General features: G+C 64.8%; 16 protein-coding genes and 2 pseudogenes. 14 read left to right on the top strand and 4 right to left on the bottom strand.

Translation table 11 applies throughout. From position 1 onward, the window contains the following. Positions 1-849, bottom strand: a complete 849-nt coding sequence (locus AC1D2L_RS04585) for an amidohydrolase family protein (protein ID WP_476844619.1) — start codon at positions 847-849, stop codon at positions 1-3. Next, entirely contained in the window at positions 846-1,874 is a 1,029-nt protein-coding gene (locus tag AC1D2L_RS04590; RefSeq protein ID WP_476844620.1) for an aldo/keto reductase, read from the bottom strand. Before AC1D2L_RS04590 ends, AC1D2L_RS04585 begins: the two co-directional genes overlap by 4 nt. Before the next feature lie 174 nt (positions 1,875-2,048). Here AC1D2L_RS04590 and AC1D2L_RS04595 point away from each other — a divergent pair, with 174 nt between their 5' ends. From AC1D2L_RS04595 to AC1D2L_RS04650, 12 genes are all read left to right on the top strand, one after another. Beyond that, on the top strand, positions 2,049-3,401 hold the full coding sequence (locus AC1D2L_RS04595; protein ID WP_476844621.1) for an ABC transporter substrate-binding protein: 1,353 nt from the start codon (positions 2,049-2,051) through the stop codon (positions 3,399-3,401). A gap of 207 nt (positions 3,402-3,608) precedes the next feature. Next, the gene (locus AC1D2L_RS04600) at positions 3,609-4,541 is read left to right on the top strand and encodes a carbohydrate ABC transporter permease (RefSeq protein WP_476844622.1); all 933 of its coding nucleotides are present in this window, start codon (positions 3,609-3,611) and stop codon (positions 4,539-4,541) included. Between the two features lie 112 nt (positions 4,542-4,653). Beyond that, complete coding sequence (locus AC1D2L_RS04605; protein WP_476844623.1) at positions 4,654-5,472, top strand: carbohydrate ABC transporter permease; 819 nt, start codon at positions 4,654-4,656, stop codon at positions 5,470-5,472. 93 nt (positions 5,473-5,565) lie between these two features. Next, on the top strand, positions 5,566-6,462 hold the full coding sequence (locus AC1D2L_RS04610; RefSeq protein ID WP_476844624.1) for a dihydrodipicolinate synthase family protein: 897 nt from the start codon (positions 5,566-5,568) through the stop codon (positions 6,460-6,462). 26 nt (positions 6,463-6,488) lie between these two features. Then, positions 6,489-7,163 carry a GntR family transcriptional regulator gene (locus AC1D2L_RS04615; RefSeq protein ID WP_476844625.1) on the top strand — a complete coding sequence of 225 codons (675 nt, stop codon included), beginning with the start codon at positions 6,489-6,491 and terminating at the stop codon, positions 7,161-7,163. 73 nt (positions 7,164-7,236) lie between these two features. Beyond that, positions 7,237-8,229, top strand: coding sequence for a sialic acid TRAP transporter substrate-binding protein SiaP (locus AC1D2L_RS04620; RefSeq protein ID WP_476844626.1), 993 nt, complete (start codon positions 7,237-7,239; stop codon positions 8,227-8,229). A 182-nt stretch (positions 8,230-8,411) separates the two neighbouring features. After that, complete coding sequence (locus tag AC1D2L_RS04625; RefSeq protein ID WP_476844627.1) at positions 8,412-8,909, top strand: TRAP transporter small permease; 498 nt, start codon at positions 8,412-8,414, stop codon at positions 8,907-8,909. Then, positions 8,906-10,192: a TRAP transporter large permease gene (locus tag AC1D2L_RS04630; RefSeq protein ID WP_476844628.1), complete on the top strand. Its 1,287-nt coding sequence runs from the start codon at positions 8,906-8,908 to the stop codon at positions 10,190-10,192. Before AC1D2L_RS04625 ends, AC1D2L_RS04630 begins: the two co-directional genes overlap by 4 nt. A gap of 85 nt (positions 10,193-10,277) precedes the next feature. After that, on the top strand, positions 10,278-11,255 hold the full coding sequence (locus AC1D2L_RS04635; protein WP_476844629.1) for an SPFH domain-containing protein: 978 nt from the start codon (positions 10,278-10,280) through the stop codon (positions 11,253-11,255). Between the two features lie 10 nt (positions 11,256-11,265). Continuing rightward, positions 11,266-11,712: an NfeD family protein gene (locus AC1D2L_RS04640; protein WP_476844630.1), complete on the top strand. Its 447-nt coding sequence runs from the start codon at positions 11,266-11,268 to the stop codon at positions 11,710-11,712. 190 nt (positions 11,713-11,902) lie between these two features. Further along, positions 11,903-13,159, top strand: coding sequence for a phosphoglycerate dehydrogenase (gene serA / locus AC1D2L_RS04645; RefSeq protein ID WP_476844631.1), 1,257 nt, complete (start codon positions 11,903-11,905; stop codon positions 13,157-13,159). 107 nt (positions 13,160-13,266) lie between these two features. Then, complete coding sequence (locus tag AC1D2L_RS04650; protein ID WP_476844632.1) at positions 13,267-14,793, top strand: outer membrane beta-barrel protein; 1,527 nt, start codon at positions 13,267-13,269, stop codon at positions 14,791-14,793. A 138-nt stretch (positions 14,794-14,931) separates the two neighbouring features. Here the strand turns inward: AC1D2L_RS04650 and AC1D2L_RS04655 are convergent, their stop codons facing one another. Next, positions 14,932-16,791, bottom strand: a complete 1,860-nt coding sequence (locus AC1D2L_RS04655) for a M3 family oligoendopeptidase (RefSeq protein ID WP_476844633.1) — start codon at positions 16,789-16,791, stop codon at positions 14,932-14,934. Between the two features lie 1,814 nt (positions 16,792-18,605). Between AC1D2L_RS04655 and AC1D2L_RS04660 the strand changes: the two are divergent. Further along, a pseudogene (locus AC1D2L_RS04660) lies at positions 18,606-18,923 on the top strand (IS3 family transposase); the annotation flags it as partial. On the opposite strand, the pseudogene AC1D2L_RS04665 reads toward AC1D2L_RS04660, so the two are convergent. After that, positions 18,901-19,634 (bottom strand): annotated as a pseudogene (locus tag AC1D2L_RS04665) (transposase); the annotation flags it as partial. The pseudogenes AC1D2L_RS04660 and AC1D2L_RS04665 sit on opposite strands and share 23 nt — an antisense overlap. Before the next feature lie 83 nt (positions 19,635-19,717). Between AC1D2L_RS04665 and AC1D2L_RS04670 the strand changes: the two are divergent. Further along, positions 19,718-19,880: transposase (locus AC1D2L_RS04670; protein WP_476844675.1), on the top strand; the 163-nt coding region annotated here is incomplete at its 3' end.

Genomic DNA, 19,880 nt, shown 5'->3' on the forward strand with positions numbered 1-19,880 from the left:
TCAGTCACGCCCCCTGTGAGCGAGGTAGATGCGCCTCGCATTGCCGCCGAACACCGCTTCGCGCTGCACGGCCGACAGTCCCGCAAGCAGGTTCTCGGCGGTATCGAACCACCGCGCATAGTCGGCACGCAGAGTGACTACGGGCCAGTCGCTGCCCCAGAGCAGGCGCTCCGGCCCAAAAGTTTCGAGCAGGTGTTCCACGACCGGGCGCAGGGTCGCAATCGTCCAGCCGGGCGCAGCCTCGGTCACGAGCCCCGAGAGCTTGCAGACCGTGTTGGGGTGCGCCGCCAGCGCCGCGAGACCCTCGCGCCAGGATGCGAGGTCGCCGCTCGTGAGGTCGGGCTTGGCCGCGTGGTCGATCACGACGCTGAGGCCGGGATGACGTTCAAGCATGCTCAGCATGGGCGCGATATGCGGCGGCCTGAGCAGGGCGTCGAAGACCAGATCATTGGAGATCATCGCCTCGAAGGCAGGAGCCAGCGAGGGCATCGCCAGCCAGTCGCTGTCGGGAATGTCATGCACCATCGGCCTGAGCCCGACGAGCAGCGGGTTCGCTGCCAGCTTCGCAATCGCAGCGGGGGCGTCGGGCGCCTCGAAGTCGCTCCAGCCGACAACCCCCGCAATGAACGGGGTCGCGGCGGCGATGTCGAGCATGAACGCGGTTTCTGCCGGCGTCGGCGCGGCCTGGACCAGGATGGTGCGGCCGATGCCGTGGCGGGCGAGTAGCGGCGCCAGGTCCGCAGGCCCGAAATCGCGATGGATCGGCCCCAACTCCGGCGTCAGCCAATCATAGTCGCCCCGCGCAAGCGTCCAGAAATGCTGGTGGGCATCGATGCGCGCGCCGCTCACGCGGGCACCGGCACGTCGGCGTCGAGCAGTCCCTGCGCCTTGAGGTCGGCCCAGAGCGCGGCCGGCACAGGCGTAGCCAACTCGGCGATCTGGTCGCTGACCTCCGCGCTGGAAACCGCGCCCATGACGAGGCTGGCGACGGCGGGATGGCCAAGCGCGAAATGCAGCGCCGCGCGCTTCAAGGGTACGCCGTGATGCCGGCAGACGGACTCGAGCGCACCGACCCGCGCCCTGATGCCGGGCGGTGCCGGCTGGTAGTTGTACTTGGCGCCCTCGACCGGCCCGGTAGCGAGGATGCCGGAGTTGAAGACGCCGCCGAGCATCAGGCCTATGCCTTTGTCCAGCGCCAGCGGCATGAAGCGCTCAAGCGCCGGCTGCTCCAGCAGCGAATAGCGGCCGGCCAGCAGCATCGTGTCGAAATCCCCGGCCCGGGCGAAGCGCTCGCACATGTCGGCCTCGTTGACGCCAACCCCGATCGCCTTGACCGCCCCTGCCGCGCGCAGGCTCTCCAGCGCGCGGTAGGCGCCATCCATGGCCTCGCCAAAGCGCGCCTCGATCGCGTCCCGGCCATGCGTCCAGACGTCCACGTCATGGATGAGGACGATGTCGATATGATCGACCCCGAGCCGCAGCGCCGATTGCTCCAGCGAGCGCATCGCGCCGTCATAGGAATAGTCGAAGCGCAAGGCATGCGGCAGGCCGCCGCGATAGCCCGATCCATCCCCGCGCGGGCCAAAAGGTTCCGCGACGCGGCCGACCTTGGTCGAGAGCACCACAGCCCTGCCCGGCACGCGGCGCAGGGCCGCGCCGATGCGGTGCTCGGAGAGCCCGTGACCGTAAAGCGGCGAGGTGTCGATGAGCGTGACGCCACCGTTGATGGCAGTCTCCACGGCGGAAACCGCCTGCGCTTCATCGAGCAGGCCATAGAGATCGCCGAGGGGCGCACCGCCGAAGCCCAGCGGCGAGACATCCAGTCCCGAACGGCCGAGCTTGCGGGTGCTGGAGGGCAGATTGGCAACCGTCATCGCGCGCGCTCCGTGAGGCATCCCGACCTATGTGCACGCCAACATGTTAGCTTGCAACCGCATTTGAAGTGGAATAGCCTCCCGATCAAGATCGAGCCTCGCCATCATCGCGGCGCTCGTCAACAGACAGGCCGGAAAACCGGTCGAGGCATATCCCAAGGGAGGGGAACACTGATGACCGACGACATCCTCAAGCCGACCCGCCGTAGCCTGATGCGTGGCGCCGCAGCGCTCGGCGCCGCCGGCACGATCGTCTCGCCGCTGGTGCTGCGCGAGTCGCACGCTCAGGCGGCTTTCAACTGGAAACGCTTCGCCGGCACGACGATCGACGTGCTGCTGGTCAAGAACCCGCGCTCCGACCTGATGCAAGCGGCGGAGAAGGAGTTCACGGAGCTCACCGGCATCAAGGTCTCGGCCGAGCAGGTTCCCGAACAGCAGCAGCGCCAGAAGGCCGTGATCGAATTCGCCTCGGGCAAGCCGAGCTTCGACGTCAGCGCCATTTCGCTGCACGTCCAGAAGCGCATGGCGGCAAAGGGCAAATGGTTCGCCGACCTGACGCCCTTCATCAAGGACGCCTCGCTGACCTCGCCGGACTTCCAGTTCGATGATTTCGGCGCCGGCGCCGTAGCCTACGCCCGCCAGAGCGATGGCGCGCTCGACACCCTGCCCTACTTCGTCGACTACTGGATGGTCTACTACAACAAGGAGCTGTTCGCGGCGAAGGGCGTCGAGTACCCCAAGACGATGGACGAAATGGCCGTGGCAGCCGCCAAGCTGCACGATCCGGCCAAGGGCATAGCCGGCTTCGTCTCGCGCGGCCTGAAGAACGCCAACGTCCCCGTCTGGGCCTGCCTGCAACTCGGCCAGGGCATGGAGCTCACCTCGGCGGAAGGCAAGCTGCTGACGGATACGCCGGAAGCGATCTGGGCAGCCGAACTCTACAAGAAGCTCAACAAGGACTCCGGTCCCGCCGGCCAGGTCGGGTTCAACTGGAACGAGTGCCAGACCACCTTCATGCAGGGCCGCGCCGCGATGTGGCTCGACGGCATCGGCTTCGCCACGCCGCTGGAGGACCCCACCAAGTCGCGGATCGTCGGCAAGGTCGGCTACGGCATCACGCCGCCCGGCCCGAAGGCGCATCACGCCGGCATGTTCGGGGACGGCATGGGCATCTCGCGCGGCTCTGCCAAGAAGGAAGCGGCCTGGCTCTATATCCAGTTCATCACCAACAAGGCGCAGCAGCTCGCCATGCTGAAGGCGGGCGCCGGCGCGCCGGCCCGTTCGTCGGCCTATCTCGACACCGAGACCATCACCCAGTCGAAGTTCGGCAAGCAGTATTTCGACTGCCTGCTCGGCTCGGCCAAGGTGGCGCGCGCCGCCCTGCCCCAGATCATCCCGGTCACCGAGTTCCGCGATGTCTTCGGCGTGGCGCTGACCAACGCGCTCGGCGGCACCGATGTCGCTACGGAACTTAAGAAAGCGACGGAGACGTTTGCTCCGGTCCTGGCCAAGAGCGAGCAGGGCTGAAGACTGCTCCTGTCGGAAGATGTGCGCGGGGAACCCTTCTCCCGGGTGGGAGAAGGGTAGGGATGAGGGACCGCCCTCGCCGATGAGAGCGCGACGGTTCGGCTCGGCTGGTGTTCGGGCACACCCTCATCCGGCGCTCCACGCCACCTTCTCCCATCCGGGAGAAGGATAGAGGCGTCGAGTTTGCAACAGATCGTCTATGACCCAATGACAGCCACGACCTTGCCTTCAGCGACCACGGCGGCCCCGCTCCACCCGGCTCCGTTCCAGCACTCGGCGGATTTCACGCCGCGCTACTGGCTGTTCGCGGTGCCGGCGGTGTTCGTGATCGCGGCGGTCATCGTCTTCCCCTGGCTGTTCACGCTCTACATGTCGACGCAGGACTGGAAGATCGGCGGCGGGCCGGAATTCGTCGGCCTGCAGAATTTCGCCGAGCTCTTCAAGGATGCGCGCTTCATCGAGTCGATGGGGCACACGCTGTATTTCACGGTGCTGGCCGTTGTGCTGCCAATCCTGTTCGGCACGGCCGCTGCGCTCGTCTTCCACCGCGAGTTCCCGTTCCGGGGCATCCTGCGCACGGTCTTCATCATGCCGATGATGGCGACGCCGGTGGCGGTCGCGCTGGTCTGGACGATGATGTTCCATCCGCAGCTCGGCGTGCTCAACTACCTGCTCTCGCTGGTTGGCATCGGCCCGCAGAGCTGGGTCTACGACCCCAACACCGTCATTCCGACGCTGATCCTGGTCGAGGTCTGGCACTGGACGCCGCTGGTCATGCTGATCGTGCTCGGCGGGCTCGCTGGCCTGCCGCGCGAGCCCTATGAATCCGCGCTGATCGACGGCGCCAGCGACTGGCACATGTTCCGCCACATCACGCTGCCGCTGGTCTGGCCCTTCATCATGGTAGCGATCGTGATCCGCACCATCGATGCGCTGAAGGCCTTCGACACGATCTTCGTGATCACGCAGGGCGGCCCCGGCACGGCGTCGGAGACGCTGAACATCTTCCTCTATCTGCAGGCGTTCCAATTCTACAAGATCGGCTACGCCTCGGCCGTCGTGGTGATCTTCTTCATCATCGTCATCATGCTCTCGCTGCTGCTGCTCTATGCGCGGCAGAAGTCGAAGTGGAACGCGTGATGAGCCTGTCTCCGCCATTGCGAGCGCAGCGAAGCAATCCGACAGGATTGCGTGTTGTCCCTGGATTGCTTCGTGGGCTGCGCCTCCTCGCAATGACGGCGAGGGCCACGCGATGATCCGCCTCCTGAAGAAGCTCGGCTTCTACGCCTCGGTCTTCGTGCTGGTCTCGCCGGCGATCCTGGTTTTCCTCTGGATGATCTCGCTGTCGTTCAAGAACGAGCTCGACAATACCGCCTTCCCGCCGGTCTTCATCCCGGACCCGCCGACGCTGAAGAACTATGTCGACGTCTTCGCGCAGAACAATTTCGCGCTGTATCTCTGGAACTCGATCCTCGTCACCGGCGGCGCCGTGCTGGTCGGACTCCTGGTCGGCGTGCCGGCCGGATACGGGATCGCGCGCGGCAAGGCGGCGAAATTCGCCATCCTGATCTTGGTCGCGCGGATGACACCGGCCCTGTCCTACCTGATCCCGCTGTTCCTGCTGTTCCAGATCACCGGGTTGGTGGGCACCATCACGGCGCTGGTCATCACCCATCTCGTCATCACGATCCCGATCATCGTCTGGATCATGATCGGGTACTTCGAGAACGTCCCGATGGAACTCGAGGACGCGGCGCGGATCGACGGCGCCACGACCTGGCAGGCCTTTCGCCACGTCGCGCTGCCGCTCGCCAAGCCCGGCATCGTCATCGGCGGCATCCTCGCCTTCATCTTCTCCTGGAACAACTTCATCTTCTCGGTGGTGCTGGGCGGCAAGAACAGCCGGACCCTGCCCTCGGCGGTCTACAACTCCCTGACCTTCGAGCAAATTTCCTGGGGCCCTCTGGCCGCGGCGGCCCTGCTAGTCACGTTGCCGGTGCTGCTGGTGACCGTGCTGGCCCAGCGCCAGATCGTCGCCGGATTATCGGCGGGCGGCCTCAAGGACGGGTGACCTTCGCGAAGACCGGGGCCGTGCCACCGCTTGCGGGGCGAGTGACCTCATCCTAACATGTCAGTCAGCAGAGTGTTCTGAAAGAAGGCTTCCATGAGCATCGACCCCAACCGCTTCGGCCTTTCCTGCGCGATCACCACGCCGATGCGAGAAGGCGGTGGCGTCGACCTGCCCCGCCTCGTCAAACACGCGCGCCACGTCCTCGCCCAAGGCTGCGACTCCGTCACCCTGTTCGGCACCACAGGCGAAGGCGCGGCGCTGGGCTTGCCGGCGCGCACCGCGATGATGGGCGCGCTGATCGGAGACGGCATCGATCCCGCGAAGCAGATCTATGCCGGCATCGCCGCCTCCTCCCTGCACGAAGCGGTCGAGCAGGCGCGGGTCGCGCTCGATGCCGGCGCGAAGGGCCTGCTCGTGGCGCCGCCCTTCTACTTCAAGGGCGTCAGCGACGAGGGCCTGTTCGCCTGGTTCTCGCAGTTCCTCGACAAGCTCGGCGGCAGCGCCCGCAATGTCATCCTCTACCACATCCCCTCGGTGACCGCCGTCGACATCAGCGTCGGGCTGGTGCAGCGGCTGAAGACCGCGTTTCCCGGCCTGATCGCCGGCGTGAAGGATTCCTCTGGCAGCTACGCCAATACCGAAGCCCTGCTGAAGGCCCATGGCGAACTCGCGATCCTGGTCGGCGATGAACGCCAGCTCGCAAAGGCGGTTCGTGCCGGCGCGCAGGGCTCGATCTGCGGCGTCGCCAATCTCGTGCCGGGCCTGCTGCGGCCGATGGTTTATGAGGGCAAGGACAACCCCCTCGTGAACGCGCTCGTCGACGAGATCTGCTCCTATCCGGTAATGGCGGCCGTGAAGGCGCTGGTCGGGCACATCCACGGCGATGCCGGCTATGGGGCGATGCGCGCACCGCTGCTGGCGCTCGACGAATCGCAGCGCAATCGGCTCTTTGCGTCCTACGACACGATCACCCGCGCCAAGGCGGCGTGATCCCGAAACCATAAAGGGAGAAGGCGTTGACCCAGTCCGAGCCGGAGCGCGAAGGTGAACCGCTGAAACTGCGGGAGCGGGCCTATGCCAGCTTCACCGAGCGTCTTCTCGCGCGCGACATCAAGCCGGGCCAGTTCGTCACCCAGCGCGAACTCGTGGCGATGACCGGGTTTCCGCTCGGCGCGATCCGCGAGCTCGTGCCCCGTCTAGAGGCGGAGGGGCTGATCAAGACGGTGCCGCAACGCGGCATGCAGATCGCCCATGTCGACCTCAACCTGATCCGCAACGCCTTCCAGTTCCGGCTCTTCCTCGAGCGCGAGGCGACCGCGCTCTACACCGAGCACGCCACCGACGAGGAGATCGCCGAGCAGCGCGCGCGGCACGAGGCGATCATCGCCCGCGCAGAAGCCGGCGGGGATGAGGGCATCATCGAGGATGCCGAGGACGTCGACCGGATGCTGCACGAGGCCATCATCGACCATCTCGACAACGAGATCGTCAGCCAGGCCTTCCGCGTCACCTGGCTGAAAATCAGGCTGATCCGGCAATACGAGACCCGCATCCAGAACCACATCCTGGTGCCGGTGATGCAGGACCACCTCAAGATCATCACCGCCATCGAGAGCCGCGACCCGCAGCGGGCCGCGGAAGAGATGAGCGTGCATATCGGCAATGCCCGCAACCGGGCCATGACCTACTAGGACGACATTTGCGACACAGCTTGCACTGACCATACCGAGCCGGAAACCGGCCGCATCAGGGAGGGAGAATACCATGACAGTCATCACGAAACGAGAGTTCCTGGCCGGTTCTGCGGCGCTGGGAGCCACCGTCTTCATGCCCGCGATCGCACGCGCCCAGGCGACCGTGCTGCGCTGGGGCGAAATGCTGCCTGCCACCCATCCGCAGGTCCAGATGGTGGAACGCATCGCCAAGGAGGTGAAGGAGAAGACATCAGGTCGCGTCGACATCCAGACCTTCCCGGCGGGCCAGCTCGGCTCGGGCAAGGACATGATGGAATCGGTCGCCTCCGGCGCTCTGACCATGACCACCGACGGCGCCGCCGCGCTCGGCTCATTCCTGCCCCAGCTCTCCGTGGTCGAGGCGCCCTATCTCTGGCGCGACGCCGCGCATATGTCGAAGGTCGCCAAGGCGCCGGTCTTCACGCAGATGAACGCCGAGCTGGAAAAGAAGCGCGGCATGCGCATGGCTGCCGTGACCTATTACGGCAAGCGCCACCTCACCACCGGCTCGAAGGCCGTCAAGAGCGCCGCCGATGTCGCCGGCCTCAAGCTGCGCGTGCCACCTGTCGACACCTTCCGCGCCATGGTCGAGGCCTGGGGCGGCAAGGCCACGCCGGTCAACTTCAACGAGCTCTACCTCGCGCTGAGCCAGGGCGCGGTCGACGGGCAGGAGAACCCGCTGCCCACCATCCACTCGGCCAAGCTCCACGAGGTGCAGAAGCACCTGATCCTGACCGGGCACATCATCACGCCGCGCCTCGTCATCGTGAACAGCGATTTCTGGAAGGGGCTGAAGGAGGCCGACCGCACGGTGCTCGAAGCCGCGATCGCCAACGGCGTGACCTGGCAGGATGCCGAACTCACCAACCAGGAAGGCAGCCTCGTCGCCACGCTGAAGGCGGCCGGCATGACCGTGACCGAGCCGGATCTGGAGAGCTTCAGCAAGCCGGTGCTCGCGACACTGCCCAAGCAGTTCGAGAGCAAATGGGGCAAGGGCACCTGGGACGCGCTCGCGGCGCTGTGAGGCGGCAGCAAGCGCTGTCCAGTTGAAGGGGCATCCCCGACAAGCCGCTTAGCGGCGCCGATCCGGGATCCATTCCGGGGCCTTGCTGGAAGGCACTCCGGAATGGATCCCGGGTCTCCGCTTCGCTGCGCCCGGGATGACCCGCGTGTTTCATCGGAGTCATTCGAAATGGTCCTGATACCGTGAAATCCCTTCTCCAACTCTGTGACCGTCTGGTGCGCTACGCGGCCGTGACGCTGCTGCTGACGTTGCTCGCGGCCGTGCTGCTGGGCGTGCTCTCGCGGCAGTTGAACGCACCGCTCGCCTGGACCGACGAGCTCGCGCAATACCTGCTGGTCTGGACCGGCTTCGTCGGCTGGATCATCGCGGCGCGCCGGCGCTCGCATATCCGCATCACGGTCTTCGCCGAGCGCCTGCCGGCCGGTGCCGGGCGCGTGCTCGAGATCTTGACGCAGGTTGCCATCATCGTCTTCGCCGCAATGCTGATGCGCTACTCGATCGGACTGATCGACAGGAACTGGGACGTCGAGTCGATCGCGCTGCCGGTCTCTGCCGCCGCGCTCTACATCGTCATGCCGCTCGCGGGCCTGGCATTGATCGTGCAGGCGTTGGCGGAGATCGCCGACGTGCTGGCCGGCCGCCGCTTCGAGGCTCCCGAACCGGGGACGCAGCCGCTATGAGCACCCTGATGTTCCAGATCCTGCCGGTCTGGTTTGCCTCCCTGCTGATTGGCGTGCCGCTCTTCGTCTCGATGGGGCTGGCGGCGATCGCCTTCGCCGTCTTCGGTGGCTTCCCGCTCGGAATCGTGCCGCAGAAGATCGCGCAATCGGCCAATTCCTTCCCGCTGCTGGCGGCTCCGCTGTTCATCCTGATGGGCAACATCATGAACTCGGCGGGGATTACCGACCGCATCTTCGCCTTCGCCACGGCCTGCGTCGGTTGGCTGCGCGGCGGGCTGTGCCACGCCAACATCCTCGCCAGCGTGATCTTTGCCGGAATGTCGGGCTCGGCGGTGGCCGATGCCGGCGGCGTCGGCACGCTCGAGATCAAGGCGATGCAGGACGAGGGCTACGACGCGGAGACGGCTGCCGCGATCACGGCGGCGTCGGCCACCATCGGGCCGATCATTCCCCCGTCCCTGCCCATGGTGATCTACGGCGTCTCGGCCGACGTCTCGATCGGCGGGCTCTTCCTCGCGGGCGTCATCCCGGGCCTGCTGATGGCCGGCGCGTTGATGACGATGGTCGTCTACATCGCCAGGAAGCGCGACCTGCCGCGCCACCCCTTCCCCGGCGCGGCGCAGCTCTGGGTCGCCTACAAGGAGGCGCATTGGGCGCTGATGACACCGGTCATCCTGTTCGGCGGGATGATGCTCGGCATCTTCACCCCGACGGAGGCGGCTGCCGTCGCCACCGCCTATGCCCTGGTGCTCGGTCTCTTCGTCTATCGCAGCTTCGATCTCGACGATTTGCCCGAACTGGTGGTGCAGACGGTGGAGACCACCGGCGTCGTGCTCGCGCTGGTGATGACGGCTGCGGCGCTCGGCTGGTGCCTGTCGATCTCTCGCATCCCGCAGACAGTCGGCCCGATGCTTGTCGATCTCGCGGGCAGTCCGCTGATGTTCCTGCTGATCGTCAACCTGCTGCTGCTCTTCGTCGGCTGCTTCATGGAAGCGCTCGCGGCGATGCTGATCCTGATCCCGATCCTGACGCCGGCTGCGGCGCAGTTCGGCATCGATCCCATCCAGTTCGGGCTGATCTTCGTGCTCAACCTGATGATCGGGACGATCACGCCGCCGGTCGGCGTCGTGCTATTCGTCACCTCGAAGATCGCCAAGATCAGCTTCGAGGCGATGTCGCGGGCAATCGTGCCCTGGCTAGTGCCGCTGCTCGCCGTCCTTGTCGCCATCACGCTCTGGCCGCCGCTGACCACCTGGCTGCCGCAATATGTGATGGGGCGCTAGGCCGTCCGGCAGCGCTTCCATCGCCCTGCCCCATCCTCTACGGTCCCGGCGGCCCCAGCTGTCGGGGCGCATGGGGGAGAATGTGATGAGTCTGTACGGCTACGATATCGTCGTCGTGGTGCTGGTGGCGCTCGTCATTCTCACGATCGCGCTCGGCGTCCGCACGGTGCCGCAGGGCTACAACTACACCGTCGAGCGGTTCGGCCGCTATTCGCGCACGCTCGGCGCGGGTCTTGGGCTGATCGTGCCTTACATCGACCGCATCGGTCACAAGGTGAATGTCATGGAGCAGGTGCTCGACATTCCCTCGCAGGAGGCAATCACCAAGGACAATGCCGGCGTACGCATCGACGCCGCCGCCTTCTACCAGGTCCTCGACGCCGCCAAGGCGCGCTACGAGGTCTCGGCGCTGGACGAAGCTTTGATCACGCTGACCATGACCAATATCCGCACTGTCGTCGGCTCCATGGACCTCGACCAGTTGCTGTCTCATCGCGACGAAATCAACGAGCGGCTGCTGCGCGTGATGGACGCTGCGGCCTCTCCCTGGGGCGTAAAAGTCACCCGCATCGAGATCCGCGATATCCTGCCGCCGGCCGACATCGTCGGCGCGATGAACCGGCAGATGAAGGCCGAGCGCGAGAAGCGGGCCGCCGTGCTCGAGGCCGACGGCATGCGCCAGGCCGAGATCCTCAAGGCCGAGGGCATGAAGCAGTCGCAGATTCTCGCAGCGGAAGGTCGCAAGGAGGCTGCCTTCCGCGACGCCGAGGCGCGCGAGCGCTCCGCCCAAGCCGAGGCTGCCGCCACCGCGATGATTTCCGAGGCGATCGGCAAGGGCGACATCCAGGCAGCGAACTTCCTGATCGCGGAACGCTACACCGATGCGCTCAGGGCGATCGCGAGCGCACCCAACAGCAAGGTCGTGATCGTGCCGATCGAATCGGCCGCGCTGGCGGGAACGGTCGGTGGCATCGCGCAGCTGACACGCGCTGTCTTCGGGGACGACGCAGGCGAGGCGCGCAGAACCGTCTCCGTGCCGTCCACCGGCCGCAGCGGCGGCTGAGGGTTGCCCGATGCTTGACGCTCTCCAATCGCTGGGCGGCTGGGCCTGGATCGTCGTCGGCCTGCTGCTGATCGGCGGCGAGATGCTGCTGCCCGGCATCTTCCTGATCTGGCTCGGGGTCGCAGCCCTCGCGACCGGCGCTATCGTCGGTGCCAGCGCCATCGGCTGGCAGGGCGCGGCGCTGGTCTTCGCCGGCCTGTGCGTCGTCAGCGTGCTAGCGGGCCGCAGGTTGACGCGGCGCAGCGACCAGGAACCGGACGCCGCCTCCGGGCTGAACGATCGCGGCCGCCAGCTCATCGGCAAGGTGTTTCGCCTCGACGCGACCATGACCGGCGGCGAAGGCCGCATTCGTGTGGGCGACTCGTCCTGGCGCGTCACCGGGCCGGAGCTGCTCGCGGGCAGCGAGGTCCGGGTGGTGCGGGTCGATGGTGCGACGCTGATCGTCGAGAAGGCATAGCGTCATTGCGAGCGTAGCGAAGCAATCCAGGGGGACGTAGCGCTCTGCCGTTCCTGTATTGCTTCGTCGCTCCGCTCCTCGCAATGACGGCGCGTGCGATCGGTTGCAGTGCGGCATTGCGCGGATTTTTTGTTTGTGCGCTGCCGCAGCAGGTCTATAGCGAAGGCCTTCCGGAACTAGCCCGATCGCCATGCAGAACACCACTCCACGCCTGTCTTTGTCGAAGGACCGTATCAAGGTCCTGCTGCTCGAAGGCATCAACGATTCCGCCGCAGACCTGATGGTCCAGGCCGGCTACACCAACATGGTGCGCTTGCCCAAGGCGCTCGACCATGAGGCCCTGCTCAAGGCCGTCGAGGGTGTGCATGTGCTGGGCATCCGCTCGCGCACGCACCTCACCGACGAGGTCTTTGCCCAGGCCAAGCGGCTGTTCGCCGTCGGCTGCTTCTCCGTCGGGACCAACCAGGTCGAACTCGACGCCGCCCGGATGCGCGGCGTGCCGGTGTTCAACGCGCCGTTCTCCAACACGCGCAGCGTGGCGGAACTGACGCTCGGCGAGATCGTGATGCTGCTGCGCCGGGTTCCGGATCGCTCGCGTTCCGCACATGCCGGCGGCTGGGACAAGTCCGCAATCGGCTCCTTCGAGGTGCGCGGCAAGACGCTTGGCATCGTCGGCTACGGCAACATCGGCAGCCAGCTCTCGAACCTCGCCGAGGCGATGGGCATGCGGGTGATCTATTTCGATCAGACCGACCGCCTGCGCCACGGCAACACCGAGTCGGTCGGAAGCCTCGGCGAACTGCTCTCCTCCAGCGACATCGTCACGCTGCATGTGCCCGAGACCCCGGCAACGGCCGGCATGATCGGCGCGCACGAGATCGCGCTGATGCGCAAGGGCAGCTATCTCATCAACAATTCGCGGGGCACCGTCGTCGATATCGAGGCGGCAGCCGCAGCCCTGCGCAGCGGCCATCTCGGCGGGGCGGCATTCGATGTCTTCCCAGTCGAGCCCGCTTCGAACAACGACCGCTTCGTGTCTCCGTTGCAAGGGCTCGACAACGTCATCCTCACCCCTCATGTCGGCGGCTCGACGGAAGAGGCGCAGGAGCGCATCGGTGCCGAGGTCGCGCGCAAGCTGATCGACTACTCGGATATCGGATCGACTGTGGGCGCAGTGAATTTCCCGCAGGTGCAGCTGACGCCGCGCCCGGCCGGGACACGCTTCATCCATGTCCAGCGCAATGTGCCGGGCATGCTGCGCCGCCTGAACGACGTCTTCGCCAACCGCAACGTCAACATCTCGGCGCAGAACTACCAGACCGATGGCGAGGTCGGCTACGTCGTGATGGAGGCCGACAGCGTCGGCGCCGAGGCGATCGACGTGCTTCGCGAGATCCGGGCACTGGACGGCACCATCCGCGCGCGCCTGCTCTATCAGCGCGATTGAGCTGATCTGCCGGGCCATTGACGGCCCATTAACCGTCTTCGTTCTAACTCCATTAACCAGGCGCGCCAGCCGGCGCGCCTGTTCTTGCTTGGAGCTAGCGCGTTCCCGTGTCCGCACGCGTGTCGATTCTGCTGCGACCCGGCGTCGCCCTGGCTCTGATGACGCTTGCCGCCTCGCAGGCGCAGGCACAGCAGTCTCGCGCGTCCGGCCTGCGCACGGCGACACCTGCCTATGTCGCTCAGCAAAGGCCGCCCGCAGAGCCCGCCAACCCGGATGCTGCGACGACCGGCATCCCCGACCCTGCAACCCTCGCCCAGAATCCAGCATCCGTGGTGTCGCGCAACCCGCCGCCACGTGCCAGCCGCCCCGTCCAGGCTGCCGCGACGCGTGGCGTGACGCAGCGCCAGTTCCGGGCGCCCCAGCCCGTCGTTACCGGGTTGCCGCCGGTCCAGACCCCGCCGCCCCCGCAACGCCGCCGGGTGCGCGTCGAGGACGACCCCTATGAGGCTCTGGGCCTGCGGCTGGGTGGCGTGACGCTGAGGCCGTCGATCGAGAATTCAGTCGGCCACGACAGCAATCCGCAGCGCGTCAGCGGACCCAATCGCGATGCGTCGGGCTTCAGCCGCCACGAAGGCGAATTCACGCTCCAGTCCGACTGGAACGTGCATGAACTCAAGGGCTCGCTGCGAGGCGGCTATGTCGAGTTCTTCCGCAACAAGGACGCCTCCCGCCCCGACGCCACCGGCTTGCTCGACCTGCGGCTCGACGCCACGCGCGATACCCGCATTCTGCTCGAGACACGCTTGCGCCTCGATACCCAGCGGCCGGGCTCGCCCGACCTGAACGCGCCGGTGAAGGGGCGCCCGCTGGTCTATCAATACGGCGCCTCGGCCGGCGTGACGCATGACATCAACCGCCTGCAGCTGACGCTGCGCGGCTCCGTCGACCGCAGCGAATATGAAGACGCACGGCTCAGCAGCGGTTCCATCCTGAGCCAGCAGGACCGCAACCAGACGCAATACGGCCTGCGCCTTCGCGCCTCCTACGAACTCACCCCCGGCGTCAGGCCCTTCGTCCAGGGCGAGGTCGACACGCGGCGTTTTGACGAGAAGGTCGATAGCAACGGCTACGAGCGCTCGTCGCTCGGGCTGACTGGACGCGTCGGCTCGACCGTCGAGATCAGCCGGCAGCTCACCGGCGAGGTCTCGGTCGGCTACCAGGACCGCAAATACGAGGATGATCGCCTCAAGAACCTGCGTGGCATCGTCGGCGATGTCGCGATCCTGTGGTCACCGACACCCCTGACCACCGTGACGCTGCGCGGCTCTTCCGAGCTCGGGGACACCACGATCGCCGGCTCGTCGGGCACCACGGTGCGTCGCGGCACGATCGAGATCGCCCATGCGCTGCGGCGCAACCTGACCGTGACCGGCTTCGCGAATTTTACGCGCACCGATTATGACGGCCAGGGCCTGCGCGAGGATTTCGCCAATATCGGCGCACGCGTGGAATACAAGCTGACCCGGACGTTCTCGGTGCGGGCGAGCTTTACCCATGAGCGCCTGAACTCGACCTCGCCGAACTCCGACTACACCGCGAATATCGCGCAGGTCGGGTTGCGGCTGCAGTTCTGACGCTCGCCTGGCCGGACGAGGCGATATCGCTCACCGTCATTGCGAGCGAAGCGAAGCAAGCCAGAAAGACGTCGAGCGCTGCGAGGCTGGATTGCTTCGCTTCGCTCGCAATGACGGATAGTGCGTCGGTGCCCCGCCCTACTCCATCCCTTCCAGCTCGATGATCATGCCCTCGATCATCGTCAGGCCGATCTGCCAGAAGGCGGGATCGCGCGCATCCAGCCCAAACGGCGCCAGCAATTCGGCGTGATGCTTGGTGCCGCCGGCAGAGAGCAGGGCGAAATAGCGATCCTGGAATCCCTCCGGCGCATTCTGGTAGACGCCGTAAAGCGAGTTCACCAGGCAATCGCCGAAGGCATAGGCGTAGACGTAGAACGGCGAGTGGATGAAGTGCGGGATGTAGCACCAGAAGGGCTCATATCCCGAGGACAGCCGTATCGCCGGGCCCAGGCTCTCGGCCTGCACGCTCATCCAGAGCTCGCAGATCGCCTCCGCGGTCAGCTCGCCAGCACGGCGCGCCTCATGGACCTTGCGCTCGAAGCTATAGAACGCGATCTGGCGCACGACCGTGTTGATCATGTCCTCGACCTTGGCCGCCAGCATCGCCTTGCGCTGCTTGCGATCGGTGGTCCCGTCGAGCAGGCGGCGGAAGGTCAGCATTTCGCCGAACACGCTGGCGGTCTCTGCCAGCGTCAGCGGCGTCGGCGCCATCAGCGCTCCATTGGGCCCGGCCAGCACCTGGTGCACGCCATGTCCCAGTTCATGGGCGAGCGTCATCACATCGCGCGGCTTGCCCTGGTAATTCACCAGCACATAGGGATGCGCGGATGGCACCGTGGGGTGAGCAAACGCACCCGGCGCCTTGCCCGGACGCGCCGGCGCATCGATCCAGCTTTCGTCGAAGAAGCGACGGGCGATGCCGGCCATCTCAGGCGAGAAGGCGTTGTAGGCGTCGAGCACGGTGTCTCGCGCTTCCGACCAGGGGATGGTGCGCTGCTCGACCTGCGGCAACGGCGCGTTACGATCCCAGAAGTCGAGCTGCTCGCGGCCGAACCATTTGGCCTTGAGCTTGTAGTAGCGGTGCGAGAGGCGCGGATAGGCCTCGCGCACGGCCGAAACCAGAGCGTCCACGACCTCGCGCTCGACACGGTTCGCGAGGTGGCGGGAATCGGCGACATCCTCGAACTTGCGCCAGCGGTCCGAGATCTCCTTGTCCTTGGCGAGCGTGTTGGTGATCAGCGCAAACGTGCGCAGCTGCTGCCGGAAGACCAGGCTGAGTGCCTCAGCCGCGGCCTTGCGGACGGCGCCGTCGGGGTCCTGCAGCTTGTTGAGGGTGAGTTCGAGGATCAACTCTTCACCGTTCACATTGAAGCGGAGCGAGGAGATCGTCTCGTCGAAAAGGCGGTTCCAGGCGGCCTGCCCGGTCATGGACTTCTCGTGGAACAGCTCCTCGATCCTGTCCTCGAGCTGGTGCGGCTTGTCCTTGGCGAGATCGTCAAGCCAGGGCTTCCAGTGCGAGAGCGGAGCCTGCGAGGCGATGCCGGCCATGATGGCGGGGTCGATGCGGTTCAGTTCGAGCTCGAAGAACAGCAGTTCGGTCACCGCGGCATTCAGGCGGTCCTGTGTGTCGCCATAGAACTTTGCGCGCTTGGGATCGGTGGTGTCGCCGGAGTAGACCAGCCCGGCATAGGCACCGATACGCCCGAGCAGATCGCTGAGCGCTTCATAAGCCTTGATTGCCTGGGTGAGCTGGACGGCCGCGTCCTGACGGTCGACGAGGGGGGCGAGCTTGCCGCGATAGAGCGCCGCGAAGCCCTGTGCCTCGGTCAGCGCCTTGTCGAGATCGGCCGTGAAGACCGGCGAATCCATCGCGGGATAGAGGTGACTGAGGTCCCATTCCGGAAGTGCTCCCAACGCCCTGGCCGTCGCCGCGGCAGTATCGGCCGCAATATGGGTCGCCGTGGCCGGCAGGACGTTTGCGTCGAAAGCACGGATCATGGTCGGGATCACCTCTTCGTGGGACGGCATCGGCAGTCGAAACGGGCGTGTCCCCTCATATGCGCGGAGCGGAGCCCGCGATCAACGCCGCGACTGCCGGCGTCTTTGATTTGCGGAAGGCTGTTGCGCTTAAGCGCCGCTAATGCGGTTCCCGCGAAAAGCCAGACAGGCACATGATTGTGTTTTGCACGTCCCACCGGGAACAGAACGGGACGAAAGCGAAACGATCCGTAGCCAGTGCAAAACGGTTAATGGCTCGACGCCGCCCTTACCCACCTCCCCCGACGAGGCCTCTTCATGACGGCAAGCGCCACGAGCGGCGAAGCGCTCAAGGTACTTGTTGCCTGAGAGTTCAGCGGCCCAGGGCGTTCGCCGCGCCAGGTCACGATGCCTGGTCACGCAACCTTCTCCCCGGGAACCTCAAGCAGGCGGAATCAATGCCTTAGCACCTAGTGGGAAACGAAAACACTCCGTCGTTTTGTTCCGGATTCGACGGGTAGCTTTCCCACTTCGGCACACCCTCTTTGGGTCCGGAAGTGGGAATCGAACCCGCGAACGTCAGCTTGGGAAGCGGTGTTAAGCCATTGAAGTCAAGTTCCGCCGTTCCCCCGCATCTGGAGCAAGCGGCATGCCTCTGGCTCAGCGCTTACGAAGAAATGATTCGACGACGCTATCAGTGTAAGCGAAGTGCTGCGGCCGAAACCTCCATAGCCATCGGCACTTTTGCCACGAACATTCCGCACACGTTACGCAAAGGTTCGTGCCAATCATGGGCAGATCATCGGCGCGAGGAGGGCGCAGAACGCCAGGGGGCCTCGACGGAGCCGCATTTGGCATCTGCGAATAACTTAGCGCCCTCTGGGAAGCAGACGGCCGCGCAGCTTCGGTAGTATTTGGCGGGCGACATACCGTTCTGTGCGAGGACGCTGTCCCATTTCTGGTTCAGAAATCTAATTGCGCCACCCTGTGCGCGTATGCGCTCGGTGACCCTGCCTCCCGTTCGGGCACTCGGGGGGGCATGCGCGCGGGAAACGTGCGCGCAGCACGCATATTGACGACCTCGTCTTAGTCCTGAGGCATAGCGGAGCGTTTCTAGGCAAAAACGGCTTGATAACGCTTACCGCAACTCCAACAATCTGATATTCCTAAACAATCCACCATACAAATCGCGACCTACCCTTAATGTCAATGAATTTAAAATAATACATCGGTCTAAATTTCTCTCTCAGCCCTTCAATCAATACAGACAAAAGCGGATACATATTTCTCAATTCGTCAAGGCGTCGCCTAATTATTTTATTCCTACAAATTACGCTGATCGACATCGCCATGAGCAGTAAGTTAAATCAATATATATTTTAATCGATAACTTTATAATTTTCTAATCTGATTTAATCCTGAATGGCGCACACGAGTAACTTTCTTATTTGAAATCATTATATATAATGAAGGAATATTTCACCTCGAAAATATAATTCTTACTATTATAATCCGCAGCAGTGAAAGCGGCTCTGCGATTTTATCGATGTATAAATCGAATCAACTTCTTGCGCATGCAAAGGAATATGCTAGCGCTAGCGTATCAACAGAGACTGTCTCTGAAGTCCGCGATGCCTCCAGCTGGAGCCCGCGCTGACGCCGGTTGACGCGGCGGGACACCACTGGGCTGGCAATCGTCTCGGCCGCAGGGCCGGACCGCAACAAGCGACGCACACACGACGCAGCTCCGAACGCAACTGGAGTCGCGAACGGGCGGCGCGTTGAATCGTTCCGGCCTGGTCAGCGCCTGCGCGCGACTAGCGGGATGAGCCCGCTACCGGCGTCCGCATGTTTTGCTCAAACGCGAAGGCCATGTCGTGAATCACAAGCGGCTCTTCCGGCTCTATCGCGTGGGAAAGCTGACGGTGCGTCGGCGCGGTGGGCGTAAACGGGCCATCCGCATCAGAGTGCCGATGCTGGTGCCACTCGGGCCCAACGAGCGCGGGTCGCTCGACTTTGTCTCCGACCAGTTCACCGATGGCCGCCGCTTCCGGATACTAACCATCGTGGATGACTCCACGCACGAGAACCTCGCGCTCGTTGCCGATACCTCACTATCGGGGCTTCGGGTCGCTCGCGAACTAGACCGTGTGCCCGCGCCGCCATCCAGAACGTCCGGCGCAGGCGGGCATTGCCGTACTTCGACGGCTTGGTCCGGCCGCGGGTGTGTCAGACTGGCAGGTAGCGAGGTCGAGGCCGCAGAACTTCAGGAACTGGCGATGGTGGCCGAACCGCCGCAGATCGCCAGCTTCAGCAAAGATTGTCAGGGCGTTGATTGGTCCGAGACCCGGAATCCGTCGGAGCAACTGGCAATCGTGATGATCTGCCAATGTGGCCTGTGCGATCTCCTCGATCCGGTTGCGCTCCCAGATCAGCCCTCGCGCCTGGGCAATGATCATGCGGAACGTTGTGATTGCCACACTCTCCTCCGGCACCGGCAAGGCGATCGAGCTGCAGGCCGTGTCGTAGATGTCGTTGATCAGCCGCGCCTTGGAGACCTTGCGGCCGACCAAAGGCCATGCCTCGGCCACGAACGCTTCCCGCCCCAGTGCGGTGATGCTGCCGGGCGTCGGGAAACGCTCGATCAGTGCCAGGAACCAATCGGAGCGGCCATTGCCAGCGAAGCGGCCGATCTCCGGGAAATACAGCGGCAGGTAATGCGTCAGGATGCGGTGCCAGGTCTGCGTCTTGGCCTTTGAGATCGTCTCGTGCGTCTTCGACAACTCTTGGAGATCGTTAATGCCGGCGGCCAACGGATCGACATAGGCCTGCGTAGCGCCGAGCCGCAGCATGTGCAGGATGACCTAGGCCGTAAACCCATAAGCGCGTCCGGCCGATTCCAGCGGCGGCGATTTCGTGATTCAAGCTCTGAAAGGGGAGCTTGGCGATGGGACGCTACGAACTCAGTGATTTCGAATGGACTGCGATCGAGCCGCATCTTCCCAACAAGCCGCGCGGCGTGCCCGGTGTCGATGACCGCCGGGTTCTGAACGGCATCTTCTGGGTGCTGCGGTCGGGTGCGCCCTGGGCGGATGTGCCGGCTCGCTACG

The sequence above is a fragment of the Allobosea sp. P1_B10 genome, assembly GCF_056406735.1.

Excerpts from the sequence above, each read along its gene's own strand:
- AC1D2L_RS04635 (WP_476844629.1), top strand. The coding sequence starts at position 10,278 with ATGAGTCTGTACGGCTACGATATCGTCGTCGTGGTGCTGGTGGCGCTC.
- AC1D2L_RS04610 (WP_476844624.1), top strand. The coding sequence starts at position 5,566 with ATGAGCATCGACCCCAACCGCTTCGGCCTTTCCTGCGCGATCACCACG.
- AC1D2L_RS04605 (WP_476844623.1), top strand. The coding sequence starts at position 4,654 with ATGATCCGCCTCCTGAAGAAGCTCGGCTTCTACGCCTCGGTCTTCGTG.
- AC1D2L_RS04620 (WP_476844626.1), top strand. The coding sequence starts at position 7,237 with ATGACAGTCATCACGAAACGAGAGTTCCTGGCCGGTTCTGCGGCGCTG.
- AC1D2L_RS04600 (WP_476844622.1), top strand. The coding sequence starts at position 3,609 with ATGACAGCCACGACCTTGCCTTCAGCGACCACGGCGGCCCCGCTCCAC.
- AC1D2L_RS04590 (WP_476844620.1), bottom strand. The coding sequence starts at position 1,874 with ATGACGGTTGCCAATCTGCCCTCCAGCACCCGCAAGCTCGGCCGTTCG.
- AC1D2L_RS04640 (WP_476844630.1), top strand. The coding sequence starts at position 11,266 with ATGCTTGACGCTCTCCAATCGCTGGGCGGCTGGGCCTGGATCGTCGTC.
- AC1D2L_RS04630 (WP_476844628.1), top strand. The coding sequence starts at position 8,906 with ATGAGCACCCTGATGTTCCAGATCCTGCCGGTCTGGTTTGCCTCCCTG.
- AC1D2L_RS04655 (WP_476844633.1), bottom strand. The coding sequence starts at position 16,791 with ATGATCCGTGCTTTCGACGCAAACGTCCTGCCGGCCACGGCGACCCAT.
- AC1D2L_RS04595 (WP_476844621.1), top strand. The coding sequence starts at position 2,049 with ATGACCGACGACATCCTCAAGCCGACCCGCCGTAGCCTGATGCGTGGC.
- serA (WP_476844631.1), top strand. The coding sequence starts at position 11,903 with ATGCAGAACACCACTCCACGCCTGTCTTTGTCGAAGGACCGTATCAAG.